We start from the raw sequence: 16,010 nt of genomic DNA on the forward strand, positions 1-16,010 counted from the left end.
TTAGTCACTGATTCAGCCGACTTTCGCACTGCGCGCAATAAGGAATGACCATGCTGCAGGAAACGCGCCTTCAGCGCATCCGGGCGCTGCTGACCCACTTAAATCAGGTCAGTACCGAGCGCATCATCCGGGAACTGGGCGTATCACGGGAAACCGCGCGCCGCGATATTATTGAGCTGGAAGCGCTGGGGCTGGCACGCCGCGTTCACGGCGGTCTGGTGGCGATCGAGACGCCGCCTGAACCGCCGCTGACCGTGCGGCGTACGGTTCAGGCGAGAGAAAAACGCGCCATTGCCCGGGCGGCGGCAGATCTGTTGCAGCCGGGTCAGACGCTGTTTCTGGATGCAGGCAGCACCACCACGCTGCTGGCGGAGGAGCTACGCGCCCTGTCGGGCCTGACCATCCTCACTAACAGCCTGCAGGCTGCGCTGGCGCTTAGCGCCGGAGAGGAGCATGACGTGCTGGGGAATGAGATTATTTTGCTGGGCGGGACGTTGTCAGCCGGCGCGCAGCAGACGCGCGGCGAAATAACCGTGGCGGAGATCGTACGTTATCGTGCCGACGTTGCGCTGCTGTCGCCGGTCGGGATTGAGGCGAGTCGCGGCGCCACCAGCTTCCATCCACACGAAGCGGCGATTGCCCGGGCGATGGTGCAGCAGTCCGCCGCGACGATCCTGCTGGCCGATCACAGTAAGCTGGGCGTGGTCAGCCGTACGGTTTACGCCGCACCGCAGGCGATCGCCACGCTGATTACCGATGGCGGCGCTGAGGCCTCCACTGCGCTGGCGGCGCTGCAACAGGCACTGCCGCAGGTGATAGTGGTTTAAATCAGGCGCTGTGGATGGCTGTAAATAGTGGCGCGTCCCGGCTTGCTGAAGCCGACCAGCGTCAGGTTGCAGCGCTCAGCGACCTCCACCGCCAGCCGGGTGGCGGCCGAGACGGCAAACAGGATTTCGACGCCGCACATGGCGGATTTTTGCACCATTTCGTAGCTGGCGCGGCTCGATACCAGCACCGCGCCCTCGCCCCAGGCGGACTGGCTGCGATAGCCCAGCAGCTTATCCAGCGCCACATGGCGGCCCACATCCTCACAGCCGCCCGCCAGCTCTCCATCCGGCTGGACCCACGCGGCGGCATGGGTACAGCCGGTTTTCTGTCCAACCGGCTGGTAATCTTTCAGTTGCCCCAGCGCCCGATCCAGCTGCGCCAGCGCGAAGGTCTGAGTAAACGGTAACGGCGCCAGCGGTTTACCAATCTGATCCAGCTGTTCGACACCGCAAACGCCACAGCCGGTACGGCCAGCCAGCGCACGACGCTGCGCTTTCAGCGCCATAAAGCGACGACTGGAAAGCTCAATCTGCACCTCGATACCGTGACAACCCGGCACCACATCCATGCCGAAAATATCCTCTGGCGCGTCAATAATGCCTTCCGATAGCGAAAATCCCAGCGCAAAGGCCTCCAGATCTTTTGGCGTGGTCATCATCACAACGTGGGAGATGCCGTTATAGACCAGCGCCACCGGCACCTCTTCCGCCAGCCAGTCAGGCTGAGCCACCGCGAGGTCTGCGCGCTGCCACACCAGCGTTTCGCTGATACCTGCCTGAGTTGTTAAATCTTCGCCGGGAGTTTGCAGAATAGCTTTCAAGGAGTACGACCTGTTGTTAACAAATAATGAAATGCGGCTGATCGCGCTGTCGGGTTAAACGGCAACGACAGCCACTAATTTTGCCCTCACACCGGGTACAGCGCAAATAAACCACAAGGCATTTGATGCGGTTATTTATCGCCGGATCGCCCCAGCCACGCCCGCTGGCGGCAGAATGCGAATGATTATTTCTCACGATTTAACATTCGTGAGCATTCAGGAGCCGTAATTTTGGCCCGCCGCTGAAAATTGTCTTGCGCAGTAAATCCGTTGCTAAAAAATTTTAACAAAATGTAAATGCCGGATTACTAATGCCTAACCTCTTGACCCTGGTCAACTTACAGGCAGATAGGGCTGCTATTTTGCAAGGCTTCGCAATGGAGCCAATAAAGAAGAACGAAAATGCAAATTAACAGACGGAGTTTCTTTAAACTCTGCGCCGGCGGTTTAGCGGGCACCAGCGCAGCATTATTAGGTTTCGCCCCGGCAACGGCGTTAGCCAGCGTCCGGGAATATAAACTGATCCGCGCCAGAGAGACGCGTAATAACTGCACCTACTGCTCGGTGGGCTGCGGCATGCTGATCTACAGCCTGGGCGACGGCGCGAAAAACGCCAGCGCCTCGATTTACCACATTGAAGGCGATCCCGATCATCCGGTCAGCCGCGGTTCTCTCTGCCCGAAAGGCGCGGGCGTGCTCGACTTTATCCACAGTGAGCAGCGGCTGAAGTACCCGGAATACCGCGCGCCAGGCAGCGATAAATGGCAGCGCATCAGCTGGAATGAGGCCTTTGAGCGCATCGCCCGGCTGATGAAGCAGGATCGCGACGCCCATTTCCAGACCACCAACGCTGCCGGCGTCACGGTTAACCGCTGGCCGACCACCTCGATGTTATGTTCTTCGGCCGCCAGCAATGAGACTGGCCTGCTCGACCACAAATTTGCCCGCGCGCTCGGTATTCTGGCGCTGGAAAACCAGGCCCGGCTGTGTCACGGTCCGACGGTTGCCGCGCTGGCACCCAGCTTTGGTCGCGGTGCAATGACCAATAACTGGAACGACATTAAGAACGCCAATGTGGTGCTGATCATGGGCGGTAATCCAGCCGAAGCGCATCCGGTCGGGTTTAAATGGGTCATCGACGCCAAAATCCACAATCAGGCGCAGGTGATTGTGGTCGATCCACGCTTTAACCGTTCCGCCGCCGTGGCCGATTTCTACGCGCCTATACGCGCCGGTAGCGACGTGGTGTTCCTGATGGGGGTGATCAACTACCTGCTGCAGCATGACCACATTCAGCATGAGTACGTGCGGGCCTTCACCAACGCCGCGCTGATTGTTGATGAGGGCTACAGCTTCAGCGACGGTCTGTTCAGCGGTTACGATGCCGCCACCCGCCAGTACGATCGCCAGAGCTGGCACTATGCGCTGGATGAAGCGGGTCATGCGCAACGCGATGAGAGCTTCAACCACCCGCGCTGCGTGCTCAACCTGCTGAAAGCCCACGCCAGCCGCTATACCCCGGAAATGGTGGCACGCCTGTGCGGTACGCCGCAGGAGAGTTTCCTCGCGGTCTGCCAGCAGCTTGCTGCCACCAGCGTGCCCGATCGTACCACGACCATTCTCTATGCGCTGGGCTGGACCCATCACACCAACGGCTCGCAGATTATCCGCACTGCCGCGATGATCCAGTTGCTGCTCGGTAATATTGGTATGCCTGGCGGCGGTATCAATGCGCTGCGCGGCCACTCCAACGTGCAGGGTTTTACCGATCTTGGTCTGCTGTCGCAAAGCCTGCCGGGCTACCTGCCGCTGCCGTCAGAAAAAATGACCACTCTGGCAAGCTATCTGCAGAAAGCCACGCCGGCGGCGTCCCTGCCGGGCCAGGTCAACTACTGGCAGAACAGCGATAAGTTTTTCGTCAGCCTGATGAAGAGCTTCTATGGCGATAACGCCACGGCAGAAAATCAGTGGGGCTACGACTGGCTGCCTAAGTGGGACAAAAGCTACGACTGCATGGCGCAGGCTGAGATGATGGAACAGGGCGAGCTGAACGGCTGCCTGATTCAGGGCTTTAACCTGCTGGCCGCCTTCCCGGATAAAAATAAAGCGGTTCGGGCCCTTTCCCGACTGAAATATATGGTGGTGATCGACCCGCTCAGCACCGAAACCGCCAGCTTCTGGCAACATCATGATGAGTTTAACGACGTCGATCCGGCCAAAATCCAGACCGAAGTGTTCCGTCTGCCCTCTTCCTGTTTCGCCGAAGAGTCGGGATCGGTGGCTAACTCGTCGCGCTGGTTACAGTGGCACTGGGCTGCCGCTGAGCCGCCGGCTGAAGCGCTGCATGATGGCAAAATCCTCGGCAATCTGTTTTTGCGTCTGCGCGACCTTTATCGCCAGGAAGGCGGGACCGCACCTGAACCGTTGATGGCGATGCGCTGGGATTACCAGGACCCCGCGGACCCCTCACCGGAAGAGGTGGCGCAGGAGAGTAACGGCCGCGCGCTGGCGGATATCTACGATGACAGCGGTAAGCTACTGCTGAAGAAAGGCCAGCAGCTCAACGGCTTTTCGGAACTGCGTAATGACGGTACCACCGCCAGCGCCTGCTGGATCTACGCAGGCAGCTGGACGCCGCAGGGCAATCAGATGGCGCGACGCGATAACGCCGATCCTTCCGGGCTGGGCGCGGTCTCCGGCTGGGCCTGGGCCTGGCCCGCTAACCGGCGCATTCTCTACAACCGCGCCTCTGCCGATAGCCAGGGTAAAGCCTGGGACCCGCATCGCCGCCTGATTGAGTGGGACGGTGCGCGCTGGCAGGGCATCGATGTGCCGGACTATCCGGTAACCCTGGCACCGCAACAGCAGGCCGGGCCCTTTATCATGCAGCCCGATGGCCTGGGTCATCTGTTTGCGCTGGATAAAATGGCGGATGGCCCGTTCCCGGAACACTACGAACCGATGGAAAGCCCGCTGAGTGACAATCCGCTGCATCCGCAGCAGCGCCACAGCCCGGTTGTCCGACTGTTCCGCAACGATGCTGCCAGTCTGGGTGAGGCCGCGGATTACCCCTGCGTGGCGACCACCTACTCGATCACTGAGCTGTTCCGCCACTGGACCAAACATGCCTTGCTGAACGCCATTGCCCAGCCGGAGCAGTTTGTCGAAATTGGCGCTGAGCTGGCCGAAGAGAAAGGGATTCGCGCCGGTGACCGCGTTAAGGTCTCTTCACGCCGCGGCTACATCAAAGCCAAAGCGGTGGTGACGCGCCGACTGCCGCGTCTGATGATTGACGGTAAGCCGGTCGATACCGTGGGCATTCCCTGTCACTGGGGCTTTGAAGGCACAACGCGCAAAGGCTTTCTCGCCAATACGCTGACGCCTTCGGTTGGCGATGCCAACTCACAGACCCCGGAATACAAGGGATTTTTAGTGAAAGTGGAAAAAGCGTAACGGTGGATGACAATGGCTTACCAGTCACAAGATATTATTCGTCGCTCAGCGACCAATGGATTTACCCCGCCGCCACAGGCGCGCGATCATCAGCGCCAGGTCGCAAAATTAATCGACGTCACCACCTGCATCGGCTGTAAGGGCTGTCAGGTCGCCTGCTCCGAATGGAACGACATTCGCGATGAGGTCGGACATAACGTTGGGATCTATGACAACCCCACCGATTTAAGCGCCAAATCCTGGACGGTGATGCGCTTCTCCGAAGTGGAAGAGAACGGCAAGCTGGCGTGGCTGATCCGCAAAGATGGCTGTATGCACTGCGCCGATCCCGGCTGCCTGAAGGCCTGCCCTTCGGCGGGCGCGATCATTCAGTACGCCAACGGCATTGTCGATTTCCAGTCAGAACAGTGTATTGGCTGCGGCTACTGCATCGCTGGCTGCCCGTTCAACGTGCCACGGCTGAACAAAGAGGATAACCGCGCCTACAAATGCACCCTGTGTGTCGATCGCGTCAGCGTCGGCCAGGAACCGGCCTGCGTGAAAACCTGCCCGACCGGTGCCATTCATTTCGGCAGTAAAAGCGACATGCTGACGCTGGCCGCCGAGCGGGTTGCTGAACTGAAAGCACGCGGTTATGCCCAAGCGGGCGTCTACAACCCGGCAGGCGTGGGCGGAACGCATGTGATGTATGTGCTGCATGACGCCAGTCAGCCGCAGCGTTATCACGGGTTACCTGCCGATCCGCATATCAGCCCAACCGTCACCTTCTGGAAAGGCATCTGGAAACCGCTGGCCGCCGTCGGCTTTGCCGCCACCTTCGCGGCTTCGCTGTTCCACTATGTCGGCGTGGGCCCGAATCGGGTCGAAGAGCATCACGATGACGACGACGATCGTCCGGAGGAGCGCAAATAATGAAACATTCCGATCGCCTGGTGCGTTACCGCGCTGTGGAACGCATTAATCACTGGATTGTCGCCTTATGCTTTGTCATGGCGGCACTGAGCGGGTTAGGTTTTTTCTTTCCCTCATTTAACTGGCTGATGCAGATATTTGGCACGCCACAGCTGGCGCGTATCCTGCATCCGTTTGTTGGCGTAGTGATGTTTGCCGCCTTTATGCTGATGTTTTTACGCTACTGGCGACATAATCTGATCAACCGCGATGACCTCTACTGGGCGAAAAATATCCACCGTATTGCCCTGAATGAAGAGGTCGGTGATACCGGTAAATATAACTTTGGTCAGAAGTGTGTGTTCTGGGCTGCTATCATCAGCTTAGTATTGCTGCTTGTCAGCGGCATTGTGATCTGGCGACCTTACTTCGCGGGCGCGTTCACTATTCCGCTGATCAGACTGGCGTTAGTGGTGCATTCGGTGTCGGCTACCGCACTGATCGTGGTCATCATGGTGCATGTCTATGCCGCGCTGTGGGTCAAAGGCACGCTGACGGCGATGATTGAGGGCTGGGTCAGTTCAGACTGGGCCAGACACCACCATCCACGCTGGTATCGTGAGCAGCGTAATCCGCCTATAAAACAGGAAAAACGCCCCTGATGAGCATTCGCATTATCCCGCAAGATCAGCTGGAGAAGAGCGAAAAAACAACGGCGGAGATGATTCCGCCGTTACTTTTTCCACGGCTGAAAAACCTGTATAGCCGTCGTGCTGCGCGACTGCGTGACCTGGCGGCTAAAAATCCTCTGGGCGACTACCTGCGTTTTGCTGCGGTGATCGCCGAAGCGCAGGAAATTGTGCTGTATGACCATCCGCTGCATATGGACCTGCGGGCGCGGCTGGAAGAGAGCGCCCGCGAGGGCAAGCCGCCACTGGATATCCACACGCTGCCACGCGACACGCACTGGCAGCGGTTACTGCACTCGCTGATTGCGGAACTAAAGCCTGAGATGAGCGGCCAGGCGCTGGCGGTGCTGGAGAATCTGGAGAAAGCCTCTGCCACGGAACTGGAAACGCTGGCCAGCGCCCTGTTTGCCGGCGAGTATGCCAGGGTGAGCAGCGACAAAGCGCCGTTTATCTGGGCCGCGCTGGCGCTGTACTGGGCGCAGATGGCCGCGATGATCCCAGGCAAAGCGCGTGCTGAGATGGGCGATCAGCGGCAGTTTTGTCCGGTGTGCGCCAGTATGCCGGTCGCCAGTGTGGTCCACATGGGCAACCACGACGGCGCGCGGTATCTGCACTGCAACCTGTGCGAAAGTGAGTGGTACGTGGTGCGCAGCAAATGCACCCAGTGTGAACAGACCCGCGACCTGCACTACTGGTCGCTTGACAGTGAACATGCGGCGGTGAAAGCGGAGAGTTGTGGCGAGTGCGGCACCTATCTGAAGATGCTCTATCAGGAAAAAAATCCGGCTATCGAACCGGTCGCCGACGATCTGGCATCGCTGGTGCTGGATGCCCGGATGGAGCAGGAAGGCTTTGCCCGTAGCAGCCTCAACCCCTTTATGTTTCCTGGCGAATCGTAGCTAACCTGGAGGAACCCGATGAAACTGATTGGCAGCTATACCAGCCCGTTTGTGCGTAAGATTTCGATCATTATGCTGGAAAAAGGCATTATCTTTGAGTTCGTTAACGCATCGCCTTACAGCGATGACAGTCACGTTCCGCACTACAATCCGCTGGGAAAAGTTCCGGCGCTGGTGGCTGACGATCAACAAATCTGGTTCGATTCCAGCATCATCGCGGAGTTTCTCGAACTACGCGGCGATGCGCCCGCCCTGCTGCCTGCCGATCCCCATCAGTCACTGCAGATCCGTCAGCTGGAGAAGCTGGCAGATGGCGTCAGCGACGCCGCGCTGGTGATTGTGCGTGAGCAGATGCGGCCTGGCGATCAGCAGTCGGAAGAGGTGTTGCTGCGTAACCGCGAGAAGATCCAGCGCAGTCTCGATATGCTGGAGAAAATTGCCGCAGAGGGAAAATGGCTCAATAACGGTCAGCTCAATCTGGCTGATATCGCCACCGGCTGTATGATCGGCTACCTCAATTTCCGTCGCGTAGTGCCGAACTGGTGCGTGGAACGACCTGCGCTGGTAAAACTGGCTGAGACGCTGTTCCAGCGCGAGAGCTTTGCACGGACAACGCCGCCTGCGGCGTGACGGATTGCTGAGCCAGAACCATTAAGAGGGACAATGGTGTCTGGCTGCATGTCAGGGTAATGACTTCATTAAGGGCAGCAGAGATCTGGAGCCAGGCTATAGTTCAGTAAAAGCCAACGAATATTACTTTTACTGGATTATCTTCATTCCTGCCTCTGGACTTTCCTCGCAGAAACTTTAACTATCACCCAGCCAACCTGAAATTATAAAAATAATAATTAATGCGTATAGCTTTTTTAATTAATCATAAGTGAACTGATAATTTATAATGTAAGAACCTATTTTATTAGTATGAGCCGTCACCCATACTTTAGTCATACCTTGCTTCCTGTCATTGTATAAATTCTTACGATTTGTACAAAGTTGAAGCCATCTTTTTGTGTGCGCATCTTTAATCCACAAGCCAGCTTCACAATGGCTATTTTTCCCAACTGCCGGACCTGGAAACGTAACCTCGTATTCAGACTCATACTGAACAATCTTACCAGGAGCGACATAAACATAGACACTGTAACAATTTAGAATGCAAATAATACCAACAGAAAACCCACATCCAAAAGCTTTCAGTACATAGATAGCTGATTCAACAACTGGTCTAAAATAAACAACTCGCCCCGAAAAAACAAGACCTACTATTGATGCAACAGTAATGTATGTTGTCCACTCGGGAACATTCTTCATTAATACAACACGTCTTGCGACGCCATTTGACCACATCAGATACCATAGCCATGCTGCAAATATGACGAAAAAAACGGAGAGTAATAAATAGAACTTAACCTTGCCTTTATCATAGCCTGAAACAAAACGGCTTCCATGCATTTTAATCTCTCCTTGTATCACACTAAGCCTTATTTTAACTTCTGGTTACTTAGTGAGTCACCTTCTCATAAATATATTTTTAATCACTTCAATTTTCTAATAAAATCAGAAAAACTTCAATTTCGCTTTGCTAATTGACTATAGGTTTTAGAGCGTATTTTATTATACTTTGTCACTGACACTGTCCGGTGCGCCTATCAGCTTCAGGTTGCAAGAAGCATACGAGGTTACCGCACCCAGCACCGCATGCGCCACGTTCCCGCCCGAAAGACCCTGCACCGCCGTCACCGCGCTGATGGCCCGCTGCACCTTACCGCCGGCCCCGAATCCGCTGTCAACGAACGCCTGATTGTAGAAGTTGCTGTAAACCTGCTTACTGACGTCGTCTGCGCTGTACTGCTTCGTCGGATCCTTTGCTTTAAGCTCAGCCAGCGCCCTGTCGCGGTCGGTCTGCGTGACGCCGGACATCTTCTTGTTCGCCTCGCGGGTTGCGATGATCCCACCCTGCGTCCGCGCAATATCCCCCGCCTGGCTGCCGATTTCGCCGTGAGCTGCGCCGCCCTGCAGCAGAATGTCCCGCGACGCATTAAGCCCCAGGTCACCGCCCGCCTTCAGCTGGCTGCCGGTGGGGCTGATGTCGCCGCTCTGCGCCGTACCGTTTTTGCCGGTTGCCGTGACGGTCAGGTTCCGGCCCGCCGTCAGCGTGCTGCCCTGCGACTGGAAGCTCGCGGTACACGTCTCGCTTTTCGACGACTGGCTGCCGTACGAGGCGCTGATAACGTCACCCTCCCGCCCGATCACCGTCACGCTCTGCTGCCCGCTGAAGGTGCTGCCGGTACTGGCCTCACTATCCTGATCGTGCAGGCTGCGCATTTTATCAGCACTGAGGATCCTGTCATTACCCGTTAAGGTAAAGAGGCGATAGGGATTTTGCAGACAGATTAAAAGCTGACTGATGTGGATTCAAAGCAGGAAAATCAGCCCTCTTATGGGTGTAAATAACATCGGGAAGAAGGGATATATACCAATCAGGCAAAAGGAGAAAACAATTCGTTTTTCAAAGACGCCTCGCAGTTTATTACTTAGCTTTCAGCGAGCTTGCAGGGCAGACGGTGTATATTTGAACAGGAGAAAACAGAAAAGGAAGAACGTAACGAGAGATTTTTAGCGCGTCTGCTACGGGTTGCACCCCGTAACAGACGCTGACCACAACCAACTAGCAAGGAGTTGATCATGGCTGCACACGATACTAAGCCAGATGTGAGTATTTCCAAAGCATTACGCCGCTATAAAGTCGGATACACCAGTGTCCAGCATATTAAGCGGGCTACCGGTACGACCACTTACTACAGCCGCACGCCCAGCCTGCACCTGAAGGGTGACTGGCTGACACAGGCGGGATTCGGGACCGATACGCCGGTTACTATTACAGTTGAACGCGGGCAACTGGTGATCCGGCCTGCTGAGTGACAGGCAAAAAGCTCCCGGCTCTGAGGCCGGGATCTTTAGTTATTTAGGTAACCATTTTTTGTCCTTACGCTATTGTTACCTGACTTTTTCAATCAGGTTCACTATAACGATCCGGAAGTTTGTACCCTTCTGGTATTTCGGGCCAAGATTCTTGCTGATTTATCGTTACAACGTCATCAATAATATCTTGGTAAAGATTAGACATATTTAAAGATGCCATTCTCACCCTTGTTAATGCACACCTAATAGCCACCTGATCTTTTTCTTTTATAGTTTTTTCAAGCAGCTTAGTCGCCTTGAAAAAATCGGCCACATAGTTCTCATAATTTTCTACGACACCCGACTCAATGTTTATACCAGATGCTACTTTTTTCTCTGCCCACAGTGTGAGCAAACTACTTTTAAGCCTACTTAAAGTTGATATCATTTTAATTTCCGTCCTTCGGCTTCTTGGGTTTTTCTTTCGTTTATAGAACCATCCAAATTCAGAACGGCCCTGAAGTTTCCTCGTTTATCAAAAACTTCAATATGATCCTTATGTAAACCATCCAGATAAAACTGGTCGCCTTTTTTTATATAATTTCCAACATCATCAGTGGCTTTGTAAATAGTTTTCCCCTGATACTGCTGATTGGTTTTTTGGGTATTATCCTTAACTGTACTACCGAATCCCGATTGTTTCAGGAATTCACCCATATTTCCAACAGCGTTTTTATTTGGTTCATAGCCATGACTTTCCATGTAATTTGGTAAATCAGGAAAACCTTCAGTGTTACCTGTATTGTTCGGCAACTGCTCTACCGACTGATCCCCACCAGTGTGGTTTGGTCCGGTATTAATCTGACTGCCACTATTGCCGGTATGATTCCGTCCAGCATCAACCTGACCAGCATTGTTCCCTGTATGATTTGGCCCGGCATTAATCTGAGCATCATTATTCCCTGTATGCGAAGGCGCATATTTATCCTGCAACGAACTCAGATATTTACCGGTGATCTCATCGTTACCCATCATTTCCAGGGTAACAAGATGATCCAGTTCATCAGACGTCATCTTATCGGCAACGTCCTTCATGGCAACCCCGGCAAGGCCAGCTATTCCGGCTTTTGCGCCGATCTCCAGCAGTTGCTCTGCAACCTTCGTCCGGCAAGGAGCCGCTACCGCACATCCTTCAATCAGAACCTTACCCAGCAGGTTATTCTCAACAGCATTTTTACCCGCCTGCGCGCCCGCCACCGCATCCGCCGTGCTGTCACCCGCTGCGCCGCCCGCAAGGCCAGCCGCCAGCGTACCCAGCGCAATGACCGTCTGCTTCTCTGTTTCCGACAGATCGCCGACCGCTTTACCCGGATACAGCTGCTTCATCACCAGATGCGCCATCAGTTCACCGCTGACGCCGCCCGCCGCGCCCGCCAGCGCTGAGTTGCCGGATGCGTAAGACGCTACCGCCCCAACAACCGCGTGGGCCATCGCCTGCGTTTCCGGATTGTTTTCGGTCAGCTCGTGTATCTTTTCCGCCAGGTACGGTGCCGACGCGCCGCTCACCGCCTGCGCCACGTTCCCGCCCGACAGGCCCTGCACCGCCGCCGTCACCGCGCTGATGGCCCGCTGCACCTTACCGCCGGTACCGAATCCGCTGTCAACGAACGCCTGATTGTAGAAGTTGCTGTAAACCTGTTTACTGACGTCGTCTGCGCTGTACTGCTTCGTCGGATCCTTGGCTTTAAGCTCAGCCAGCGCCCTGTCGCGGTCGGTCTGCGTGACGCCGGACATCTTATCGTTCGCCTTCCGGGTTGCGATGATCTCACCCTGCGTCCGCGCAATATCGCCCGCCTGGCTGCCGATTTCGCCGATGAGCTGCGCCGCCTTCGTGGTGCTGTCCGCGCTGCCGCTGTCGTTTACCAGCACAGGCCTTGGTAAGAGAAGATTATTATTTTCTAACGCGTTCTTAACCCCCTGCGCGCCCGCGCCCGCAACCGCATCCGCCTTGCTGTCACTCACTGCGGCTCTGCGGTGGCATCTCGTCCAGCGTTTTCATCAGCACTCCATGCGCCAGCAGGTTTGCCAAGGCGATATCGCTTTTCTGGACCTCAATGTACTCAATAACCGTGTCCCGATGCATTGTGCGTTTCACCTCACACTGGTACTGGTGCAGCAGCGCCGCCGTCTGGATTAACGTCAGGTATTTCATGTGGTCGTGCCGGGTGCGCGTCTTGTCACTCAGAAAGATCAGTTGCTCCGCTAACGGGTTAACCACTTTACAGCGGCAGCAGCAGCCGCTGCACGTTCTGGTGCAGCGTTGCCTGGTAACTTTTTTCATTTGACTCCAGCAGCCCTTCCAGCTGCTGCCCATGATTCAGAAGGCGTTTTGTGGGACGGCCACAACGTGGCGGTTCAACAAAACATACCCTGTCCCACTGTTGGTTAGTGAAAACGGTCACAGACCCGACAACGGCATGGCAGACAGTAGGCGAAAAAAATCCCGGCTCGGTGGCCGGGACTTTTGTACTCAGGCAGGCAAATTAGCCAGTAAACCGTTCACCTTTTCGGTATCTTCAGGATGAAGTTTTAAATACCTTTCACATGCGAGTCGAACATACCGATAACAGGTTTCTTCACTAACGATAGTAGTGTCTGCTTCAGAGGGAGGATAACCAACAGAAAACTCAACCCCTTCAAAATATTCACTTTCGTCATAACTGTCCATATCTGGAAAATTACAATAAGCACCATCAACATTTAACGTCCATTTTTTAGATAGTAATTCTAAAGCGTCCAAAAACTTACCATCTTCATACATTCTATCAAAATAGGATATAACGACCAAATTAAGCCCGTTATCTACATCCTGTTGACTAAATAATTCTTTCCTCATCGTTCACCTCAGTTGGGATGAAAGTTACGCACAGTCCCTGTGGTTTTATCCACGTAAATTCTGAAATTAACTCCATCAACCGATACGTTAGCCTGACCATTCTTGCTAGCCATGGCATCTTTGTAGCCTTTAACTGCTGCTTGTTGACCAAGCTCTAATATTTACTGGTCAGAGAATATTTTAGGATCGTAGATAGTTTTTGTTTCAGTTACCGCTTTGTAATTTCCGGTCAAATGTCCAGCCCGATCTTTAGTCGGTATTAAATACTTCACTTCAGTAATACCTTTTACGCCGGTAGGTGTCTCACTGACGATTTTTACATTGTATTCCTTAGCGGCGTCGTAAAATGCATTGGAATTATGACCACCCGAGATCCCATTTTTCTGTGTAAACCCATCGACGGTTGCCAGGTGCTTTGGCTGATCGATTCTGAAATTAATACCCGATGGATAAACAACGACTTTTTCAGCCAGCTTACTGAGTTTACTGACAGCCGCAGCCCCCAACACTGGTGTCATCGAAGCCGCAACGGTCTTCATCCCGTCATAGGTTTCGATATAGTTCTCAGCCGTCGCCTTGTCCACACCAAGCTGAACCATGGCGTAGTTCACCATCGCATCCTTCACCTGCTGCTGATTCTGTGCATCAACACTGGTGATATTCAGCAGGTTTACGATGTTGCCATAGGCATCAGCGTACTGTTGGCTATATTTCGAGTTATAAGGGCCATCTTCATATCCCTCTTTTGTCGCAATGACTTTTAGTCTTGCACCTGCACACGCTGAGCTACCCACATTACCATTACCGCAGGCATCAATAACTTCCTTATCACTGGCGATATCCTTCTCACGCAGCGCGTCATATTTCTGCTGGGCTCTCTCACGCTCTGCCGGGTCTTTACTGTTGAGCTTCTGCTTCGCTATCTCCAGTTCCGTCTTATCCGACACACTCAGATAGTTATTCTCAACAGCATTTTTTCCCGCCTGAGCCCCCGCCACCGCATCCGCCGTGCTGTCACCAACCACGCCGCCCGCCAGACCCGCCGCCAGCGTACCCAGCGCACTTATCGTCTGCCGCTGCTCCTCAGACAGGTCACTGCGCTTAACCCCCGGATACAGCTGCTGCGCGATATACTCACCCATTGCCGCGCCCGAGGCGCCCGCCAGCGCCGAGTTGCCCGCCGCATACGAGGTTACCGCACCCAGCACCGCGTGCGCCATCAGGTTCGCTTCGGTATTAACCTTGCCGTTCGCGTCCGTGGTCAGCTCGTGTATCTTTTCCGCCAGGTACGGTGCCGACGCGCCGCTTATCGCCTGCGCCACGTTCCCGCCCGACAGGCCCTGCACCGCCGCCGTTACCGCGCTGATGGCCCGCTGCACCTTACCGCCGGTACCGAATCCGCTGTCGGCGAACGCCTGATTGTAGAAGTTGCTGTAAACCTGTTTACTGACGTCGTCTGCGCTGTACTGCTTCGTCGGATCCTTGGCTTTAAGCTCAGCCAGCGCCCTGTCGCGGTCGGTCTGCGTGACGCCGGACATCTTATCGTTCGCCTTCCGGGTTGCGATGATCTCACCCTGCGTCCGCGCAATATCCCCCGCCTGGCTGCCGATTTCCCCTATCAGCTGAGCCGCCTTCAGCCGGTTCTGCTCCTTCTCCTTGTCGAAGATGGTCTCAAGACCCGGATTCGCATTTTCCACGTCGCGGCTTAAATCTGCAACGTCCTGCGCCTGTTTTTCCTTATCGCGGATAACGATGGTGCCTTCGCTCACCGCCGCCTTCGTCACAGAGTCCGCGCTGCCGCTGTCGTTCAGCCCCGCCAGCATCCCGTTCGCCATGTTGCCGGCGAACTGACCGCCCACGCTGCCGCCGGTGCTGATGCCCGCGCTCTGGTGCTCCACCTTATAGTCCGCGTGGTTCTCAATGTTCCCGAAGCCCAGCGTGCCGGTGTCCAGCTTATTCTTATCGGCGGCAGCAGTGGAAGCGATGACCGCCCCGTTGAGCTGCGTGTGCTCACCCACGGTCACGTCAAAGCCGCCGCTGCCCGCAAATATCCCGGTCTGCTCCGCCACGCTCTGCCAGGTGCTGTGCATCTTATCCCGGCTCACGTTCGCCGACCCGGTCATTGAGCCGAAGGTGACGCTGCCGCCCGAGTCCAGCGTGGTCTCAATGTGCGTCAGGCCGTTGCCTTATGCTAGCTGTGCGACCGGTGCTGTCGGTGATCTCACTTATCGACGACTAAACCCTGTTCTAATGGATTGTTTCACCCTCGCAGAGCAGGGCAGGCCTTGTCTTTGTGCCAGCTCTCGCTATCTTGCCGGGACTGTAAACTTGTGGGCGATTAAATATAATTTCACGGTTAAACAATCAAATCCCAGCCTTGAAGGCTGGGATTTGATTACCTGACTAATGGTTCAAGCTTAAGAAGATGGTTTTTTGCTTTTTCAATAAGCGCTATAAACTCATCATATCTAAATTCCATTATATTATTATCATTTGGATAAATAATAATACTGACAGACTTCTTGTCTTCGGATAATGAAATTTCACCCCATTGAACTTTATTAAATGACAGTTCAGCATAAAGATCATCCCTGCCCATTGAACTCCCTACACTGTATTCCAACATTAGGTTA

The 16,010-nt window shown here is 54.7% G+C and carries 14 protein-coding genes and 2 pseudogenes; 7 read left to right on the forward strand and 9 right to left on the reverse strand.

Going from position 1 to position 16,010, the window contains the following annotated elements:
• Window positions 1-50: 50 nt before the first annotated feature.
• Window positions 51-827 (forward strand): DeoR/GlpR family DNA-binding transcription regulator, encoded by a 777-nt coding sequence (locus WFK59_RS19840; protein ID WP_233985710.1) that lies wholly within the window; start codon window positions 51-53, stop codon window positions 825-827.
• On the opposite strand, the gene fdhD is transcribed toward WFK59_RS19840, so the two are convergent.
• Complete coding sequence (gene fdhD, locus WFK59_RS19845; RefSeq protein ID WP_336756969.1) at window positions 824-1,648, reverse strand: formate dehydrogenase accessory sulfurtransferase FdhD; 825 nt, start codon at window positions 1,646-1,648, stop codon at window positions 824-826. The two genes, WFK59_RS19840 and fdhD, sit on opposite strands and share 4 nt — an antisense overlap.
• A gap of 402 nt (window positions 1,649-2,050) precedes the next feature.
• On the opposite strand from fdhD, the gene fdnG reads away from it, so the two are divergent.
• Genes fdnG through WFK59_RS19870 form a run of 5 tightly spaced genes read left to right on the forward strand, consistent with a single transcriptional unit; the run spans window position 2,051 to window position 8,210 of the window.
• The gene (gene fdnG / locus WFK59_RS19850; RefSeq protein WP_336756971.1) at window positions 2,051-5,101 is read left to right on the forward strand and encodes a formate dehydrogenase-N subunit alpha; all 3,051 of its coding nucleotides are present in this window, start codon (window positions 2,051-2,053) and stop codon (window positions 5,099-5,101) included.
• A gap of 12 nt (window positions 5,102-5,113) precedes the next feature.
• Window positions 5,114-6,013 carry a formate dehydrogenase subunit beta gene (gene fdxH, locus WFK59_RS19855; protein WP_233985713.1) on the forward strand — a complete coding sequence of 300 codons (900 nt, stop codon included), beginning with the start codon at window positions 5,114-5,116 and terminating at the stop codon, window positions 6,011-6,013.
• Complete coding sequence (gene fdoI / locus WFK59_RS19860; protein ID WP_233985714.1) at window positions 6,013-6,654, forward strand: formate dehydrogenase cytochrome b556 subunit; 642 nt, start codon at window positions 6,013-6,015, stop codon at window positions 6,652-6,654. Before fdxH ends, fdoI begins: the two co-directional genes overlap by 1 nt.
• Entirely contained in the window at window positions 6,654-7,580 is a 927-nt protein-coding gene (gene fdhE, locus WFK59_RS19865) for a formate dehydrogenase accessory protein FdhE (protein WP_336756973.1), read from the forward strand. Before fdoI ends, fdhE begins: the two co-directional genes overlap by 1 nt.
• Window positions 7,581-7,598: 18 nt before the next feature.
• Window positions 7,599-8,210 (forward strand): glutathione S-transferase, encoded by a 612-nt coding sequence (locus tag WFK59_RS19870; protein WP_336756975.1) that lies wholly within the window; start codon window positions 7,599-7,601, stop codon window positions 8,208-8,210.
• Between the two features lie 240 nt (window positions 8,211-8,450).
• Here the strand turns inward: WFK59_RS19870 and WFK59_RS19875 are convergent, their stop codons facing one another.
• Entirely contained in the window at window positions 8,451-9,032 is a 582-nt protein-coding gene (locus tag WFK59_RS19875) for a hypothetical protein (protein WP_336756977.1), read from the reverse strand.
• 162 nt (window positions 9,033-9,194) lie between these two features.
• Window positions 9,195-9,905: a hemagglutinin repeat-containing protein gene (locus WFK59_RS19880; protein WP_442956319.1), complete on the reverse strand. Its 711-nt coding sequence runs from the start codon at window positions 9,903-9,905 to the stop codon at window positions 9,195-9,197.
• A 360-nt stretch (window positions 9,906-10,265) separates the two neighbouring features.
• Between WFK59_RS19880 and WFK59_RS19885 the strand changes: the two genes are divergently transcribed.
• A complete protein-coding gene (locus WFK59_RS19885; RefSeq protein ID WP_336756979.1) occupies window positions 10,266-10,502 on the forward strand; it encodes a SymE family type I addiction module toxin in 237 nt (78 codons plus the stop codon).
• 88 nt (window positions 10,503-10,590) lie between these two features.
• Here WFK59_RS19885 and WFK59_RS19890 read toward each other — a convergent pair whose 3' ends face one another.
• From WFK59_RS19890 to WFK59_RS19915, 6 genes and pseudogenes are all read right to left on the reverse strand, one after another.
• Complete coding sequence (locus WFK59_RS19890) at window positions 10,591-10,929, reverse strand: hypothetical protein (protein WP_336756981.1); 339 nt, start codon at window positions 10,927-10,929, stop codon at window positions 10,591-10,593.
• 761 nt (window positions 10,930-11,690) lie between these two features.
• Window positions 11,691-12,365, reverse strand: a pseudogene (locus WFK59_RS22150) (VENN motif pre-toxin domain-containing protein); the annotation flags it as partial.
• A gap of 139 nt (window positions 12,366-12,504) precedes the next feature.
• Window positions 12,505-12,859, reverse strand: a pseudogene (locus tag WFK59_RS19900) (DNA primase); the annotation flags it as partial.
• A gap of 152 nt (window positions 12,860-13,011) precedes the next feature.
• Entirely contained in the window at window positions 13,012-13,377 is a 366-nt protein-coding gene (cdiI, locus tag WFK59_RS19905; RefSeq protein ID WP_336756985.1) for a ribonuclease toxin immunity protein CdiI, read from the reverse strand.
• Window positions 13,378-13,538: 161 nt separating this feature from the next.
• Entirely contained in the window at window positions 13,539-15,446 is a 1,908-nt protein-coding gene (locus WFK59_RS19910; RefSeq protein WP_442956320.1) for a VENN motif pre-toxin domain-containing protein, read from the reverse strand.
• Between the two features lie 326 nt (window positions 15,447-15,772).
• The gene (locus tag WFK59_RS19915; protein WP_336756987.1) at window positions 15,773-16,003 is read right to left on the reverse strand and encodes a hypothetical protein; all 231 of its coding nucleotides are present in this window, start codon (window positions 16,001-16,003) and stop codon (window positions 15,773-15,775) included.
• Between the last annotated feature and the right edge of the window lie 7 nt (window positions 16,004-16,010).

This window comes from Pantoea sp. USHLN298, assembly GCF_037149395.1.
Taxonomy (GTDB): domain Bacteria; phylum Pseudomonadota; class Gammaproteobacteria; order Enterobacterales; family Enterobacteriaceae; genus Pantoea; species Pantoea astica.